This window comes from Pseudomonas sp. Pse35 (genome assembly GCF_024519715.1).
GTDB lineage: Bacteria > Pseudomonadota > Gammaproteobacteria > Pseudomonadales > Pseudomonadaceae > Aquipseudomonas > Aquipseudomonas paracarnis.
In genome coordinates, this window is the sequence record NZ_JALJRP010000034.1 from 23,484 (window position 1) to 39,978 (window position 16,495).

Here is a 16,495-nt window from a genome sequence, read left to right on the forward strand (position 1 = left end):
TATGAACCTGATCGAAATCCGCGACCTGTGCGTCGCCTTCAACGGCCAGACCGTCGTGCGCAACCTGAGCCTGGACGTGCGCCCGGGCGAGTGCCTGGCGCTGGTGGGCGAGTCGGGCTCGGGCAAGTCGGTGACGGCCCATTCGATCCTGCAACTGCTGCCGCAAGCCGGCACCGAAACCCTGGGCTCCATCAAGTATCGCGGCCAGGAACTGATCGGCGCCTCACCGAGCACCTTGCAAAAATTGCGCGGCAACCGCATTGCCATGATCTTCCAGGAGCCGATGACCTCCCTCAACCCGCTGCACAGCATCGAAAAGCAGATCGGCGAAACCCTGCTGCTGCACAAGGGCCTGGGCGGCAAGGCGGCGCAGGCGCGCATCCTCGAACTGCTGGAACTGGTGGGCATCCAGAAACCCCAGGAACGGCTCAAGGCCTACCCCCATCAATTGTCCGGCGGCCAACGCCAGCGGGTGATGATCGCCATGGCCCTGGCCTGCGAGCCCGAACTGCTGATTGCCGACGAGCCCACCACGGCGCTGGACGTGACGGTGCAGCGCAAGATCCTGCTGCTGCTCAAGTCCTTGCAACAACGCCTGGGCATGTCGCTGCTGCTGATCAGCCATGACCTCAACCTGGTGCGCAGTATCGCCCAGCGGGTCTGTGTGATGCGTGCCGGCGAAATCGTCGAGCAGGCTGACTGCCAGGCCTTGTTCACCGCACCGCAGCATCCCTACAGCCGCCTGCTGCTGGACGCCGAGCCCTCGGGCGATGTGCTGTGCAGCGAGCCCCGTGAGACGGTACTGGAAGTGGATGACCTGAGCGTGCAATTCCCCCTCGGTGGCGGGCTGTTCCGGGCCAAGACCTACCTGCGCGCGGTGGACGGCATCAGCCTCAGCGTGCAGCGCGGCAAAACCCTGGGGATTGTCGGCGAGTCCGGTTCCGGCAAGTCCACCCTGGGCCAGGCGATCCTGCGCTTGCTCGACTCCAGCGGCGGCATTCGCTTCCAGGGTGAGGCCCTGGACCCGCTCAACCATCAGCAGATGCGCCCATGGCGCAAGCAGATGCAGGTGGTGTTCCAGGACCCCTATGGCAGCCTCAGCCCGCGCATGTCGGTGCAGCAGATCATCAGCGAGGGCCTGGAAGTACACGCGCCGTGCAGCCTGGCCGAGCGTGACGCGCAAGTCATCCAGGTGCTCAAGGACGTGGGCCTCGACCCTGCCAGCCGACATCGCTACCCCCATGAGTTTTCCGGTGGCCAGCGCCAACGCATCGCCATTGCCCGCGCCCTTGTACTCAAGCCAGCGCTGATGCTGCTCGACGAACCGACCTCGGCCCTCGACCGTACAGTGCAGAAACAAGTGGTGGCGCTGCTGCGCGAACTGCAGGACAAATACGGCCTGACCTACCTGTTTATCAGCCATGACCTGGCGGTGGTGCGGGCCATGGCCCATGACATGATCGTGGTCAAGGATGGCAAGGTGGTAGAGCGTGGCGCGAGCCATGATGTGTTCGAATCGCCCCAACACCCGTACACCAAAGAACTGCTGGCAGCAGCGCACATCCCTTTGTGAGGTGAGATTGTTCCCACGCTCTGCGTGGGAACACAACCCGAGACGCTCCGCGTCGTGTCTTGGCCCTACGCCGAGTGACGCAGAGCGTCACGGTAGACATTCCCACGCAGAGCGTGGGAACGATCATTAACAGGATTCTGTACCCATGAGTACCAGCCTCAAGGACTACCAACAGGTTCGCGGCCTGGCCATCCAGTCGCTGTTCGAGATCATCGAGCAGTCCAGCGAGGGCACAGTCATCGTCGACCGCGATGCGAACATCGTGTGGATGAACGAGCGTTACGCCAAGCGTTTTGGCCTCAAGAGCGCCGACCAAGCCATCGGCCAGCCTTGCGAGCAGGTGATTTCCAACAGCCTGCTGCGCCAGGTGGTGCGCAACGACCGGCCGATCCTGCTGGATATCCAGGACACTCCCAAAGGCCCGCTGGTGGTGATGCGCCTGCCGATCCACGACGAGGCCGGGGCGGTGATCGGCGCGATTGGGTTTGCGCTGTTCGATGAACTGCGCAACCTGTCGCCGCTGATCGAGCGCTACCTGAGCATGCAGCAGGAGCTGGCCTCCACGCGCTCGCTGCTGCGTTCGCGGCAAAGCAAATACAACTTCGCGCACTTTATCGGCACCAGCGCCGCCAGCCTTGAGGTCAAGCGCCGGGCGCGGCGCAGTGCGAGTGCCGATTCGCCGGTATTGCTGCTCGGGGAGACCGGCACCGGCAAGGAGCTGCTGGCCCAGGCCATTCACGGCGCATCGCCACGGGCGCACAAAGCCTTTGTGAGCGTCAACAGCGCGGCGATCCCCCATGATCTGCTTGAAGCCGAATTCTTCGGCACCGCACCCGGCGCCTTTACCGGTGCCGACCGCAAGGGTCGCCCCGGCAAGTTCCAGATTGCCCAGGGCGGCACGTTGTTTCTCGATGAAATCGGCGACATGCCGCTGCCACTGCAAAGCAAATTGCTGCGGGTGTTGCAGGAAAAGGAATTCGAACCGGTGGGCTCCAACGAGATGCTGCACAGCGATGTGCGGGTGATTGCCGCGACGTCCATCGACTTGGAAGCGGCGATCAAGCGTGGCGAGTTTCGCGCCGATCTGTATTACCGCCTCAACGTGCTGCCGATCCAGGTGCCGCCGCTGCGTGAACGGCTGGAGGATATTCCGGCGCTGAGCGAGGCGATCCTTGAGGAGTTGCGCAGCCAGCACGAACTGGACCGCGATGCCCTGGCGCTGTTGGCCCAACATGCCTGGCCGGGCAATATCCGCGAGCTGCGCAATGTGCTGGAGCGGGCGGCGTTGCTGAGTGATGACTTGGTGTTGAATGCCGAGGAGATACGCACAGCGATTGGCACTTTTACGCCGGTTGAACGCCGTGCGCTGGTGTCGATGGAAGAAGAGACATTCAGTGCGGCACGGGAACGGTTAGATCGGCAGGTGATCGCAGCCGCGCTCACGGCGTGTGAAGGGAATGTGGTAGAGGCAGCCAAGCGGTTGGGGCTTGGGCGGTCAACGTTGTATAAAAAAATGCTGGCTCTTGGAATAACCCAGTCTCATTAAAGAGACTAGATTCCCACTATGGAGACAATCCTGTGTGGGAGCTGGCTTGCCTGCGATAGCGTTGGTTCAGCTAGGGAATATGGCACTGTTACACCGCTATCGCAGGCAAGCCAGCTCCCACAAGGGATCTCCACTCGTCTCTCGATTGAGACTGCCTTCTGGAAAACCGTCGTTAAAAAGTAAATAAATCTATATATATCAACAAGTTATAAATCTGGCACACATCTCGCTATAGCTTCCTCCCACAGCCTCACCCACAACAATAACAATCCGATGGAGACACACCATGAGTGTGATCATTGCCCTGGCCGCGCTCGCGCTGCTGATGCTGGCCGCCTACCGTGGCTATAGCGTTATCCTGTTCGCCCCCATCGCCGCCCTTGGCGCGGTGCTGCTCACCGACCCGTCCGCCGTCGCACCTGCCTTTACCGGGGTGTTCATGGAAAAGATGGTCGGTTTTATCAAGCTGTATTTCCCGGTATTCCTGCTCGGTGCGGTGTTCGGCAAGCTCATTGAGCTGTCGGGGTTTTCGCGCTCGATCGTGGCCGCTGCGATCCGCTTGCTCGGCACGCGCCAGGCGATGCTGGTGATCGTGCTGGTCTGCGCCCTGCTCACCTACGGTGGCGTGTCGCTGTTCGTGGTGGTGTTTGCGGTGTACCCGTTTGCCGCCGAGATGTTCCGCCAGAGCAATATCCCCAAGCGCCTGATCCCGGCGACCATCGCCCTCGGTGCGTTCTCGTTCACCATGGACGCCCTGCCCGGCACGCCGCAGATCCAGAACATCATCCCCAGCACCTTCTTCAACACCACCGCCTGGGCAGCACCGTGGCTGGGGCTGATCGGCACGATCTTCGTGTTTTGCGCCGGCATGCTCTACCTCGCACGCCAGCGCAACAAGGCCCAGCGTGCCGGTGAAGGCTATGGCACCGAGCTGCGCAATGAGCCGGAAACCGCCGACAACCTTGCCTTGCCCAACCCATGGGTCGCGCTGTCGCCGTTGATCCTGGTGGGGGTGATGAACCTGTTGTTCACCCACTGGATCCCGCAGTGGTACGGCAAGACCCACAGCCTCAGCCTGCCGGGCATGAGCGCGCCGGTGACCACCGAAATCGCCAAGCTCACCGCGATCTGGGCGGTGCAGGCGGCATTGCTGGTGGGGATTATCGTGGTGCTGGTGTTCGGCTTCTCGGCGATCAAGAGCAAGCTGGCCGAAGGCAGTAAAAGCGCGGTAAGCGGTGCATTGCTTGCGGCGATGAACACCGCGTCGGAATATGGGTTTGGCGCCGTGATCGCCTCGCTGCCAGGCTTTCTGGTACTGGCGGACTGGCTCAAGGGCATCCCCAACCCGCTGGTCAACGAAGCGATCACCGTGACCTTGCTGGCCGGTATCACCGGCTCCGCTTCCGGCGGCATGAGCATCGCCCTGGCGGCGATGTCCGAGAGCTTCATTGCAGCCGCCCACGCGGCCAATATCCCCCTTGAGGTGCTGCACCGAGTCGCGGCCATGGCCAGCGGCGGCATGGACACCCTGCCCCACAACGGCGCGGTGATCACGCTGCTGGCGGTCACCGGGTTGACCCACCGCGAAGCCTACAAGGACATTTTTGGCATCACGATCATCAAGACCCTTGCGGTGTTCGTGGTGATCGGCACTTTCTACGCCACCGGCATTGTGTGAGGTTTTCATGACAACTTTGAATGGCAAGACCGCCCTGGTCACCGGCTCCACCAGCGGCATCGGCTTGGGGATTGCCCTGAGCCTGGCCAAGGCCGGCGCCAACCTGATTCTCAACGGCTTTGGCGACGCCAGCGCGGTGATCGCCCAGGTGCAGGCCTTTGGCGGCAAGGTCGGGCATCACCCGGCAGACGTCAGCGACCCCGCGCAGATCGCCGACATGCTCGCCTACGCCGAGCGCGAGTTCGGTGGCGTGGACATCCTGGTCAACAATGCCGGTATCCAGCATGTGGCAGCGGTAGAAGACTTCCCTGTGGAGCGCTGGGATTCGATCATCGCCATCAACCTGTCCTCGGTGTTCCACAGCACACGCCTGAGCTTGCCGGGCATGAAGACCAAGGGCTGGGGGCGCATCGTCAATATCGCCTCGGTGCATGGGCAAGTCGGCTCAGTGGGCAAGGCGGCGTATGTCGCGGCCAAACATGGGGTGATCGGCCTCACCAAGGTGGTGGGCCTGGAAACCGCCACCAGCAATGTCACCTGCAACGCCATCTGCCCGGGCTGGGTGCTGACGCCGCTGGTGCAGAAGCAGATTGATGATCGCGTGGCCACTGGGGTCGACCCACAGCAAGCGCAGCAGGATCTGTTGGCAGAGAAACAGCCGTCGCTGGAGTTTGTGACGCCGTCGCAACTGGGGGAACTGGTGTTGTTCTTGTGCAGTGAAGCCGGCGCCCAAGTGCGCGGCGCGGCCTGGAACATCGATGGTGGCTGGCTGGCCCAGTAAACCCGTGATGACCGTGCCCACGCTCTGCGTGGGCACGCAGACCGGGGCGCTCCGCGCCCCAAAAGCGGACGCAGAGCGTCCAGTCAGGCATTCCCACGCAAAGCGTGGGAACGAGAAGAGGCAGCTTATGTCCGAGATCCTCTGGCAACCCTCCCCGGAACGCATCGCCAACACGCGCATGGATCAGTTCCGCCGCTTCATCAACCAACGGCACGGCGTGCAGCTCGACGACTACCCCGCCCTGCACCAATGGAGCATCGACCAGCGCCCGGATTTCTGGCAGGCGATTGTCGCGTTCTTCGACGTGCAGTTTCGCAGCCCATCCAGCGTCACGCTGATCGAAGACATCGAGATGCCCAGCGCCCAATGGTTTCCCGGCGCCACTCTGAACTTCGCCGAACACCTGTTGCGCCGGCGCGACGATCATCCTGCGGTGGTGGCTGTCAGCGAAGACGGCCAACGTGAACAATTGAGCTATGCGCAACTGGCGGAACAGGTTGCCGGCCTGCAAAAAAGCCTGCGGGCGGCCGGGGTCGGCATAGGTGACCGGGTGGCCGCGTGTATGCCCAATACCTGGCAAACCCTGGTGGGCATGCTCGCCACCACCAGCCTCGGTGCGATCTGGTCGTGCTCCTCGCCAGACTTCGGCACCCAAGGCGTCATCGACCGCTTCGGCCAGATCGAGCCCAAGGTGCTGATCACCTGCGCGGGCTACCGCTATGCCGGCAAGCGCATCGACCAGAGCGCCAAGCTCAATGAGATCCTTGAACGCCTGCCCTCCCTGCAACAGCTGATCATCGTGCCTTACGCCAAGCCCGAAGCGCAGGCTGGGGACTACACCACCCACGCCCACGTCGCGCTGTGGGACGACTTCTATCAAGCCGGCGGCGAACCGGAATTTGTCGCGGTGCCGTTCGACCACCCGCTGTATATCCTTTATTCCAGCGGCACCACCGGCATCCCCAAGTGCATCATCCACGGCACTGGCGGCGTATTGCTGACGCACCTCAAGGAACACGGCCTGCATGCCGACCTGAACCGCGAGGACTGCCTGTTCTACTACACCACCTGCGGCTGGATGATGTGGAACTGGCTGGTGTCGGTGCTGGCGATCGGCGCCACCGCGGTGCTGTACGACGGCTCGCCGTTCCACCCCGGCCCCGAACGTTTGATCGACCTGATCGATGCGGAAAAAATCAGCGTGTTCGGCACCAGCCCCAAATTCCTCGCCACCCTGGAAAAGTCCGGGTTGCAGCCGCGCCTGAGCCACGATCTGGGCAGCCTCAAGGGCTTGATTTCGACCGGCTCGCCGCTGTCGCCCCAGAGTTACGACTACGTGTACCGCGAGATCAAAGCCGAGCTGTGCCTGTCCTCGATGTCCGGTGGCACCGACATTGTCTCCTGCTTTGTGATCGGCAACCCGGTGCTGCCGGTGCGGCGTGGTGAGATGCAATGCAAGAGCCTGGCCATGGCCATCGAAGTGTGGGACGACCAGGGCCGGCCCCTGATCGGAGAGAAAGGCGAACTGGTGTGCACTCGGCATTTCCCTGCCATGCCCATCGGGCTGTGGAACGACCCGCAGCAGCAGAAACTGCGCGCTTCGTATTTCAGTCAGTTCCCCGGTGTATGGGCCCAGGGTGACTATGCCGAGCAACGCGCCAACGGCAGCCTGTTGATCCACGGGCGTTCCGATGCGGTGCTCAACCCCGGCGGCGTGCGCATTGGCACCGCCGAGATTTATCGCCAGGTGGAAAAGGTCCCGCAGGTGCTGGAAAGCCTCGCCATCGGCCAGCATTGGCAGGACGACGTGCGCGTGGTGCTGTTTGTGCGCCTGGATGATGGAATTGAACTGGACGAGGCGCTGCAACAGCAGATCCGCCAGGTGATTCGTGCCAACACCACACCGCGCCATGTACCGGCCAAGATCCTCGCTGTCACGGATATCCCCCGCACCATCAGTGGCAAAATCGTCGAATTGGCGGTGCGCAACGTGGTGCATGGAGAGCCGGTGAAAAACACCGATGCCCTGGCCAACCCCCAGGCACTGGAGCAATTTCGCGACAGAGCTGAGCTGGCTTATTAGATGAAAGGTTTCAGCGCTGACGCAGCGTTTTGAAGAAAAACCCTCAAGGCATGCTATTTTTCCGGGGTAGCCACCCGTTGCCGCTCCTTGGGATAATGGGTGTTGTCATTTTTCAAAGCGTCATGCTCAGGGCTTTTTATGAATGGAACATCCACCGGTAGCGAAGCCGCTGCGTTGATCAAGCGGCTGGACTGGGCGCAAAGCCCACTCGGTGAGGCCAGTGAGTGGCCGCAAAGCCTTCGCACTGCCGTTGATATCGTCGTGCATTCGCCCATGCCGATGGTACTGCTGTGGGGCCCGCACCTCACGCAACTCTATAACGATGGCTTTGCACACCTGATTGGCAGCAAGCACCCCGGCGCCTTGGGCCAGCCGGCGCACCACACTTGGCCTGAGCTTGAAAGCTTCGCCGCGCCGGTGTACGACGCCGTGCTCGGCGGCCAGGTACGCACCTTCAGCGAGCAACGCTTTGTGCTGCACCGCCAGGGCTGCGATACCGAAATCTGGCTGGATCTGACCTACAGCCCGGTGCGCGATGAAAGCTGCCGGGTAGCCGGCATTCTGGTCACGGCCATTGAAACCAATGAGCGACGCAGCAAAACCCTCGAACTGCAACAGCGCTCCGAAGCAAGCCTCAAGGCCCAGCACAACACCGAGCAACGCCTGCAACTCGCGTTGGCGGCCACCGACGCGGTGGGTACCTGGGACTGGGATATCGGTGAAGACCGCTTCATCGCCGACGCCCATTTCGCCTACCTGCATGGCGTCGACCCCAACGATTCAAGCCTGCTGCCCATCAGCGCCTACCTGCACGGCGTGCATCCCGAAGACCGGGGCACGGTGACGCGCAGCATCAAGCATTGCATCACCCATGGCACCGAGTACGCCGAGGAATACCGCCTGCAACAGGCCGATGGCCAGGTGCGCTGGGTGTTCGCCCGTGGCCGCTGCTACAAGGATCAACAGGGCCGGCCGGCGCGGTTCCTCGGCGCCGCGCTGGACCTCACCGAGCGCAAAAACACCGAGCAGGCCTTGCGCCAGAGCCAGACCGAGCTGCAACTGATCATCAACGCCATGCCGGTGTTGATCGGCTACGTTGACCACGAACAGCGCTTTCGCCTCAACAACAGCGCTTACCTCGAGTGGTATGGCAAGACGCCCCAGGAGCTGTACGGCAAGACCATCCGCGAAGTGCTCGGCGACGAGGTGTATGCCGGGCGCGCAGACAAGATCGCCGCCGCGCTCAAGGGCAAGGCGTGCAGCTTCATGACGGTGACGCCTCATCGCGATGGCCGCCCCCGCCATGCGCTGATGAAGTACCTGCCGCGGTTTAGCAGTGACGGCTCGGTGAATGGTTTCTACATCTTTGTGATCGACGAGACCGAACGCAAGCTCACCGAAGAGGCCCTGCGCCACCTCAACGAGAACCTTGAAGAACGCGTGGCCCAGCGCACCCAGGCGCTGGCCGAGGCCAACCAGCGCCTGCAGAACGAGATGTTCGAGCGCGAGCGTGCCGAAGATGCCCTGCGCCATGCGCAGAAGATGGAAGCGGTCGGCCAGCTCACCGGCGGTATCGCCCATGACTTCAACAACATGCTCACCGGCATCATCGGCAGCCTCGACCTGATGCAGCGTTACATTGCCGCCGGACGCAGCGACGATATCGGCCGTTTTGCCGATGCCGCCGTGTCCTCCGCCCATCGCGCCGCCGCCCTCACCCACCGGCTGCTGGCGTTCTCGCGACGCCAGTCGCTGGACCGTCGCCCCACCGACCCCAACCAACTGGTGGCGTCCCTGGAAGACCTGTTCCGGCGCACCAAGGGCGCGCATATCGAACTCAAGGTACAACTGGGCAAGGACATCTGGCCGGTGAACACCGACGCCAGTCAACTGGAAAACGCCCTGCTCAACCTGGTGATCAACGCCCGCGACGCCATGCCCGACGGCGGCGAGCTGCTGATCGAAACCGCCAACAGTTACCTGGACGGCACCGACATCACCACCCTGGAACCGGTCAAGGCCGGCGACTATGTGATGCTTGGTGTGAGCGACAACGGCAGCGGCATGGCGCCGAAAATCCTCGCCAAGGCGTTCGACCCGTTCTTTACCACCAAGCCCATCGGCCAAGGCACTGGCCTTGGGTTGTCGATGATCTACGGCTTTGCCCAGCAATCCGGCGGCCACGTGACCATCCAGAGCGAACCGGGCCAGGGCACCTGCGTGCGCCTGTACCTGCCGCGTTTGTATGGCACGGCGCTGGAAAGCAGCCTGCCCGCCAGCCTGACCGAAGCGCCCGTGGCCCTGGCCGGTGAAGCGGTGGTGGTGGTCGAGGACGACCCGGCGGTGCGCATGCTGGTGGTCAATGTGCTCGACGAACTGGGCTACACCGCGCACCAGGCGGCGGATGCCCGTGCGGCGCTGCCGTTGCTGGAGTCGGATTTGCGTGTGGACTTGCTGGTGACCGACGTTGGCTTGCCCGGCATGAACGGCCGGCAACTGGCGGAAATCGCCCGCCAGCATCGCCCCGGCCTGCGCGTGCTGTTCATGACCGGTTATGCCGAGAAAGCCGCCGAACGCCAGGGGTTCCTGGAGGACGGCATGGACATGGTCGCCAAGCCTTTTTCCATTGACCTGTTGGCCAACAAAATCCGTAGCATGATCGGCGTCGAGGCCTGAGTTCAGGCATAATCGCGCGCCGTCGCACAGCTGGTAGAGCCCCATGAAAGCCCAAGCCCGTCATATCCTGGTGAAAACCAGCGAAGAAGCCGAACAACTCAAGCAGCGCATTGCCAAGGGCGAAGCCTTTGATGTGCTGGCCAAGAAGTACTCCACCTGCCCGTCGGGCAAACGCGGTGGTGACCTGGGCGAAGTGCGGCCCGGGCAGATGGTGGGGGCGATTGATGCGGTGATCTTCAAGAAACCGGTGAAGGTGGTGCATGGGCCGATCAAGAGCAAGTTTGGGTATCACCTGGTGCAGGTGTTTTACCGGGATTGATACGGCTACCTCCGATCGTTCCCACGCTCTGCGTGGGAATGCCTCACTGGACGCTCTGCGTCCGCTTCTGGGACGCAGAACGTCCCGGGCTGCGCTCCCACGCAGAGCGTGGGAACGATCAGTGATCATCTCGGTATCAGCGCCCCGGGCACCTGAATCACCCGGCTTGCCAACCGATGCCCCGCCAGTGCGGCGTCTTGGGGCGAGTCACCCTTGAGCCGAGAGGCCAAATACGCCGCACTGAACGAATCCCCCGCCGCCGTGGTGTCCACCACCTTCTCCACTTTCAACGACGGCACCGCAAAGCGCTCGCCCGCGCAACGGATCAGGCACGCATCCGCTCCCCGCTTGAGCACCACTTCTGCAATCGACGGGTACGCCGCAAACACCTGCTCGCTATCCTCATAGCCAAACAACGCGCGCTCGTCATCCTCGGTGAGCAAGGCAATGTCCACTTCGGCCAACACCCTGCGATACGCCTCACGAGCCGTTTGCACATCGGCCCACAACCGGGGCCGGTAGTTGTTATCGAACACCACCCTGGCGCCGCGCCGGCGGGCTTCGATCAGCGCCTGCAGTAAACGCTCACGCCCGATGTCTCCCAGCACGGCCAAGGTAATGCCGCTGAAATACACCACATCATAGCCCGGCAGGGCCGCCAGCACCGGCTCGGCGGCAGGCGTGGTGAAGCAGTCGCGCACGGCCGCCTCGTTGCGCCAGTAGAGGAATTTACGTTCGCCCTGGGCGTCGGTCTGGATGCAATACAAGCCCGGCAGGCGCCCAGGCAGACGCTGGACCCTGTCCAGGCCAAGGCCTTCGGCGTGCCAATGCTCACACATGGCATCGCTGAAGCTGTCATCGCCCAGGGCGGTGACGTAGTCAACGCTGCCGGCATCGCCCAGCTCGCGGCGCAGGTACACCGCGGTGTTCAAGGTGTCACCGCCGAAGCTCTGGTGCAGGCTGCCGTCGGCGCGGTGTTGCAGTTCGATCATGCATTCGCCGATGAGGGCGATGCGGGGGTGGATGTTCATGGCAAAGTTCTCAGGTGTGCTGGAGGGCCCCATCGCGGGCAAGCCCGACTCCCATATTCGACTGCATTCCTTCAGTTAAAACGCGGTCACTGTGGGAGCTGGCTTGTCGGGTCGCCGCATCGCTGCGATAGCCGCGACTCGGTCTAGAAGCAGGTATGCAGAGACTCGACCACCTGCAACTGCTCATCCACCAGGCACCCCACCTGCCACTTGTCAAAGGTCAGGCAAGGGTGGGACGTACCAAAGGAAATGATGTCGCCAATACGCAATTCAACCTCCGGCGCCACAGTCATGAACGCATGCTGGTCCATCACCGCCGTGACCTTGCACCCGCTCACATCATCACCTTGCGCCGGCACGATCCCGGCCCTGTAGCGCTTGAGCGGCACTGGCAAACCGGCGTCGTAGGCCACGTCGCGCTTGCCCAGGGCAACCACCGCAAAACCAGGCTCCGGCAGCGACTGCACATGCGCCCAGACTTCCATTGCCGGGCGCAGGCCCTCGTTGAGGTCGCTGCGGCGTTCGAGTACGCAGCACTGCGCCTCTTTATAGATGCCATGGTCGTGGGCCACGTAACTGCCAGGGCGCAACACGCTGAGGAAGCGGCCGGCGGCGTTCTGCGTTTCGAACGACTCGGCGATCAGGTCGTACCAGGCCGAGCCCGATGCGGTGATGATCGGCTTGGGCAGGTCGAACAGGCCGCTGTCTTGCAGTTCCACCGCCAGGCTCACCAGGCTGGCGGCGAAGGCGCGGATACCGCTGATGGCGTGCTCGCCGTGGATCACGCCTTCGTAACCCTCGATACCGGTGAGGGCCAAGGCCGGCTGGGCCTTGATCGCCTTGGCCAGGTCGCGCACTTGCTGCTCGCTGCGGCAGCCGCACCGGCCACCGACCACGCCGTACTCGATCATCACGTTGAGGCGCTGGCCACGGGCGGCGAAGAACAGGCCCAGGTCGGCGACGTTGTCCGGGTGATCGACCATGCAATGGAAGTCAAAATCCTTGTCGGCCAGCAGGTCTGCGATCAAGGCCATGTTCGCCGCGCCCACCAGTTGGTTGGCCATCAGCACGCGACGCACGCCGCTGGCGTAGGCGGCGCGGGTCTGCACGGCGGTAGCCAGGGTGATGCCCCAGGCACCGGCGGCGATCTGGCGCTGGAACAGCGCGGGCATCATGCTGGTCTTGCCGTGGGGCGCCAGCTCGGCGCCGCTGCTGCGGACAAAGTCCTGCATCCAGCGGATGTTATGTTCCAGGGCGTCACGGTGCAGCACCAGGGCCGGCAGGCTGACATCGCGAACCAAATGGGCACCGACGGCGGCGGCACCTTTTTCAACGGCATTGAGGGCAGACATGGAAAACTCCTATTCGTTGATGCGCCGGGCCAGGCTGTTGGCACTGTCGATCAGTACCCGGCGATAGTCGTGGTAGTTTTTGCTCGCATCAGCCCGGGGGGCGACGATGCACAGGGTCGCGATGCTGATGCCCTGGGCATCGCGCACCGGGGCGGCAAAGCAGTGGGTGAAGGTGTCGGCCACACTGTCGAAGGAGAAGAACCCATCCAGGCTGGCCTGGCGAATCTGCGCCAGAAAGGTGTCCAGCGGCAGGCGCAGGCCATCCGGCAGGATGAAATCGTCGGGATCGATCAGGTCGACGATCTGCTGATCGCTCAAATGCCCCAGCAACAAGCGTCCCGAGGCAGTCCACGGAATGGGCGCGTTTTCACCTATGTCCGAAGAAATACGGAAATGCCGCTGGCCCTCGCGCATCAGCGCCACCGTGTATTTGCGCCCGTTGAGCAGGCACATCTGCGCGGTTTCGTGGGTCTGGCTGACGATCTCCTGCAAGGCGTGGTCGGCCTCGCGGGTCAGGTCGAAGTGACGCAAGTGTGCCTGGCCGAGGAAATACAGCTGGCGCCCCAGATACACGTGGCCGTCCTTGCCCACGGTCTCCAGGATGCGCCGCTCCAGCAACGACGCCACCAGTTCGTAGACCGTGGATTTGGGGCTGCCAATGCCGCTGGCAATATCATTCGGGCGCAGGGGTTGGCCGATTTCCTTGAGAAAATCGAGGATATCGAACGCACGGTCCAGGCCTTTGGCGCGGCGTTTGATGGTGTCTTCGGTCATGGCAGTACTCGGTCCCGTTCCAGATGATCGTTCCCACGCTCTGCGTGGGAATGCATGCGGTGACGCTTTGCGTCACATGCGCGGACGCAGTGCGTCCAAGGCGGTATTCCCACGCAGAGCGTGGGAATGATCAGTTAGGCCTTTTTCTTGTAGGCCACGCAATCGATCTCGACCTTGCAATCGACCATCATATTGGCCTGCACGCAGGCGCGCGCCGGGGCGTGTTCCGGGGTGAAGTATTCGCCGAATACCTTGTTGAAACTCCAGAAGTCCCGTGGGTCTTCCAACCATACGCCCACCCGCACCACATCCTTGAGTTCGTAGCCGGCTTCTTCGAGGATCGCCACCACGTTGCGCATCGTCTGGCGGGTTTGCTCGATGATGCCGCCACTGATGATTTCACCGTCCACCGCAGGCACCTGGCCCGACACGTACAGCCAGCCATCGGCTTCCACCGCGCGGGCGAACGGACGTGGCTGGCCGCCACCTGCGGTGCTGCCGGTGCCGTAACGAGTAATGCTCATAAAGTTGCTCCTTGTTAAAAACGAATGTTCTTGAGAAATTCTGCCAGTCGCGGCGACTGCGGCCGTTCGAAGATGTCCTTCGCACTGCCCTGCTCTTCAATGCGGCCCTGGTTCATGAAGACGATCTGGTCCGAGACCTCATAGGCAAAGCGCATCTCGTGGGTGACCAACAACATGGTCATGCCCTCCTCCGCCAACCCCTTGATCACGCTGAGCACTTCGCCCACCAACTCCGGGTCGAGGGCCGAGGTGACTTCGTCGAACAGCATCAGGCTGGGGTTCATGGCAATGGCCCGGGCAATGGCCACGCGCTGTTGCTGGCCGCCGGACAATTGGCCAGGAAAGTGGTTGCGGCGCTCCAGCAGGCCGACGCGGTCCAGCCATTTTTCGGCCAGCGCCACCGCTTCATCCTTGCCCATTTTCTTGACCTTGAGCAAGCCGAGGGTGACGTTTTGCAGCGCGGTCAGGTGCGGGAACAGGTTGAATTGCTGGAACGCCATGCCGGTCATTGCGCGGTGCTGGGCGATCACCCGCTCCGGGTGGCGTACACGCTTGCCGCCGACATCGCTGTAGCCAATGGACTCGCCATCCAGGGTGATCTGCCCGCCCTGGAACTCTTCCAGCAGGTTCACGCAGCGCAGCAAGGTGGTCTTGCCCGAGCCGCTGGAGCCGATCAACGTCACCACATTGCCGCGCTGCATGGACAGGTCGACGCCCTTGAGCACTTCCACCTGGCCGTATTGTTTACGCAGGCCACGAATGTCCAGCAGCGCTGGGTTGGTTTGAGCTTGGTTCATGGCAAGGCCACCCGCTTTTCAATGTAGCGCCCGAATAATTCGATGGCGTAGTTGATGACAAAGAACAGAAAACCGGCGAACAGGTAGAACTCCAGGGTCATGAAGGTGCGCGCGATCACCTGCTGGGTACTGAGCAGCAATTCGGCCACACCGATCACCGACAGCAAGGTGGAAGCCTTGACGATTTCCGTAGAGGAGTTCACCCAGGTCGGCAAGATCTGCCGCAGCGCCTGGGGCAGCAGCACATAGCCCAGGGACTGATAGAACGTCAGGCCAATGGCCTTGCCCGCTTCCAATTGCCCACGGGGAATGGCCTGCAGCGCGCCGCGCACGATTTCCGATACATGGGAGCCACAGAACAAGGTAAGCCCCACAGCACCGGCCTGGAACGCACTGATTTGCCAGCCAAGGGCCGGCAGCATGTAGAAACATGCCAACACCAGCACAAACACCGGCGTGCCACGGATCAAATCGACATACAGACGGAACGGCGCACGCATCCAGAACTTGCCGTAGGTGAGGATCAACCCGGCGACGATGCCGATCAGGGTGCCAAAGACAATCGCCAGCGCCGAGACCGCCACGCTGGCCTGAAAGCCGGCCCAGAGGGTCTCGCGGGCGATCCACAATTCATGCAGCCAACTGGGGGATTCGTACATGAGGCCCTTCCTTAACGACGGATAGCCAAACGCTGTTCCAGGTAACGGAGCAGCATGGCAATCAGGTAACAGGCAGCCACGTAGAGCGCGGTCGTGACCAGCCAGGTTTCAATCACCCGGTAGCTTTCGACGTTGATCTTGCGGGCGTAATAGGTCAGCTCCGGCACCGCGATCGCGGCGGCCAGGGAGGTGTCCTTGAACAGCGAGATGAAGTTGTTCGAGAGTGCCGGCAACACGTTGCGCAGCATCACCGGCACGGTGATGTAAGCGCGAATCCGCCACTCCCCCAGGCCGATGGCCAGGCCGGCTTCCCGCAAGCCCTTGGGAATATTCACCAGGCCTGCGCGGAACACTTCGGTGAGATAGGCACCGGCATACAACGACAGGGTGATGATGAACGAGGGAATCTTATCCAGGCGAATACCCAGGGAGGGCAAGGCGAAGTAGATCAACAGGATCAACACCAGGATGGGGGTGTTGCGCACCACGGTGACATACACCGAGGCAAGAATACGCAACGCACGGTGCCTGGAGAGCATGGCAAACGCCATCAACAGGCCGATCACGCAGCCGATGGCGATCGACAGCAACGCCAACTGCAACCCCAGGCCGAGCCCCGCCAGCAAGGTGTCGAAATCACGCCAGACGGCGGCAAAGTTCAACTGATAGTTCATGGTCAGCAGCACCTGAAGGGGGCGTGTT

Annotated in this window: 14 protein-coding genes; 7 read left to right on the forward strand and 7 right to left on the reverse strand. The window is 62.4% G+C overall.

Annotation, left to right across the window (positions count from 1 at the left end; translation table 11 throughout):
- Nucleotide 1 precedes the first annotated feature (1 nt).
- From OC445_RS22515 to OC445_RS22545, 7 genes are all read left to right on the forward strand, one after another.
- Nucleotides 2-1,573, forward strand: a complete 1,572-nt coding sequence (locus OC445_RS22515) for an ABC transporter ATP-binding protein (protein ID WP_054896540.1) — start codon at nucleotides 2-4, stop codon at nucleotides 1,571-1,573.
- A gap of 145 nt (nucleotides 1,574-1,718) precedes the next feature.
- Entirely contained in the window at nucleotides 1,719-3,119 is a 1,401-nt protein-coding gene (locus tag OC445_RS22520; RefSeq protein ID WP_198791085.1) for a sigma-54 interaction domain-containing protein, read from the forward strand.
- Between the two features lie 286 nt (nucleotides 3,120-3,405).
- On the forward strand, nucleotides 3,406-4,797 hold the full coding sequence (locus OC445_RS22525) for a GntP family permease (protein ID WP_054896542.1): 1,392 nt from the start codon (nucleotides 3,406-3,408) through the stop codon (nucleotides 4,795-4,797).
- Between the two features lie 7 nt (nucleotides 4,798-4,804).
- Nucleotides 4,805-5,578 (forward strand): 3-hydroxybutyrate dehydrogenase, encoded by a 774-nt coding sequence (locus tag OC445_RS22530; protein WP_213159352.1) that lies wholly within the window; start codon nucleotides 4,805-4,807, stop codon nucleotides 5,576-5,578.
- Nucleotides 5,579-5,705: 127 nt separating this feature from the next.
- Complete coding sequence (locus tag OC445_RS22535) at nucleotides 5,706-7,661, forward strand: acetoacetate--CoA ligase (protein ID WP_252950041.1); 1,956 nt, start codon at nucleotides 5,706-5,708, stop codon at nucleotides 7,659-7,661.
- 138 nt (nucleotides 7,662-7,799) lie between these two features.
- A complete protein-coding gene (locus OC445_RS22540; protein WP_034125737.1) occupies nucleotides 7,800-10,337 on the forward strand; it encodes a PAS domain-containing protein in 2,538 nt (845 codons plus the stop codon).
- A 43-nt stretch (nucleotides 10,338-10,380) separates the two neighbouring features.
- Nucleotides 10,381-10,656 carry a peptidylprolyl isomerase gene (locus tag OC445_RS22545; protein ID WP_003174397.1) on the forward strand — a complete coding sequence of 92 codons (276 nt, stop codon included), beginning with the start codon at nucleotides 10,381-10,383 and terminating at the stop codon, nucleotides 10,654-10,656.
- A gap of 125 nt (nucleotides 10,657-10,781) precedes the next feature.
- Here the strand turns inward: OC445_RS22545 and OC445_RS22550 are convergent, their stop codons facing one another.
- From OC445_RS22550 to OC445_RS22580, 7 genes are all read right to left on the reverse strand, one after another.
- Nucleotides 10,782-11,687 (reverse strand): sugar kinase, encoded by a 906-nt coding sequence (locus OC445_RS22550; RefSeq protein ID WP_262020366.1) that lies wholly within the window; start codon nucleotides 11,685-11,687, stop codon nucleotides 10,782-10,784.
- 143 nt (nucleotides 11,688-11,830) lie between these two features.
- Complete coding sequence (locus OC445_RS22555) at nucleotides 11,831-13,039, reverse strand: amino acid deaminase (protein WP_054918566.1); 1,209 nt, start codon at nucleotides 13,037-13,039, stop codon at nucleotides 11,831-11,833.
- Nucleotides 13,040-13,048: 9 nt separating this feature from the next.
- Nucleotides 13,049-13,813, reverse strand: a complete 765-nt coding sequence (locus OC445_RS22560) for an IclR family transcriptional regulator (protein WP_003191821.1) — start codon at nucleotides 13,811-13,813, stop codon at nucleotides 13,049-13,051.
- A gap of 134 nt (nucleotides 13,814-13,947) precedes the next feature.
- On the reverse strand, nucleotides 13,948-14,337 hold the full coding sequence (locus tag OC445_RS22565; RefSeq protein WP_057014351.1) for a RidA family protein: 390 nt from the start codon (nucleotides 14,335-14,337) through the stop codon (nucleotides 13,948-13,950).
- Between the two features lie 14 nt (nucleotides 14,338-14,351).
- Entirely contained in the window at nucleotides 14,352-15,134 is a 783-nt protein-coding gene (locus tag OC445_RS22570) for an amino acid ABC transporter ATP-binding protein (RefSeq protein ID WP_020301585.1), read from the reverse strand.
- Entirely contained in the window at nucleotides 15,131-15,793 is a 663-nt protein-coding gene (locus OC445_RS22575) for an amino acid ABC transporter permease (protein ID WP_034135844.1), read from the reverse strand. The genes OC445_RS22570 and OC445_RS22575 overlap by 4 nt, the downstream gene beginning before the upstream one ends.
- A gap of 11 nt (nucleotides 15,794-15,804) precedes the next feature.
- Nucleotides 15,805-16,467 carry an amino acid ABC transporter permease gene (locus OC445_RS22580; protein ID WP_019817612.1) on the reverse strand — a complete coding sequence of 221 codons (663 nt, stop codon included), beginning with the start codon at nucleotides 16,465-16,467 and terminating at the stop codon, nucleotides 15,805-15,807.
- Nucleotides 16,468-16,495 lie beyond the last annotated feature (28 nt).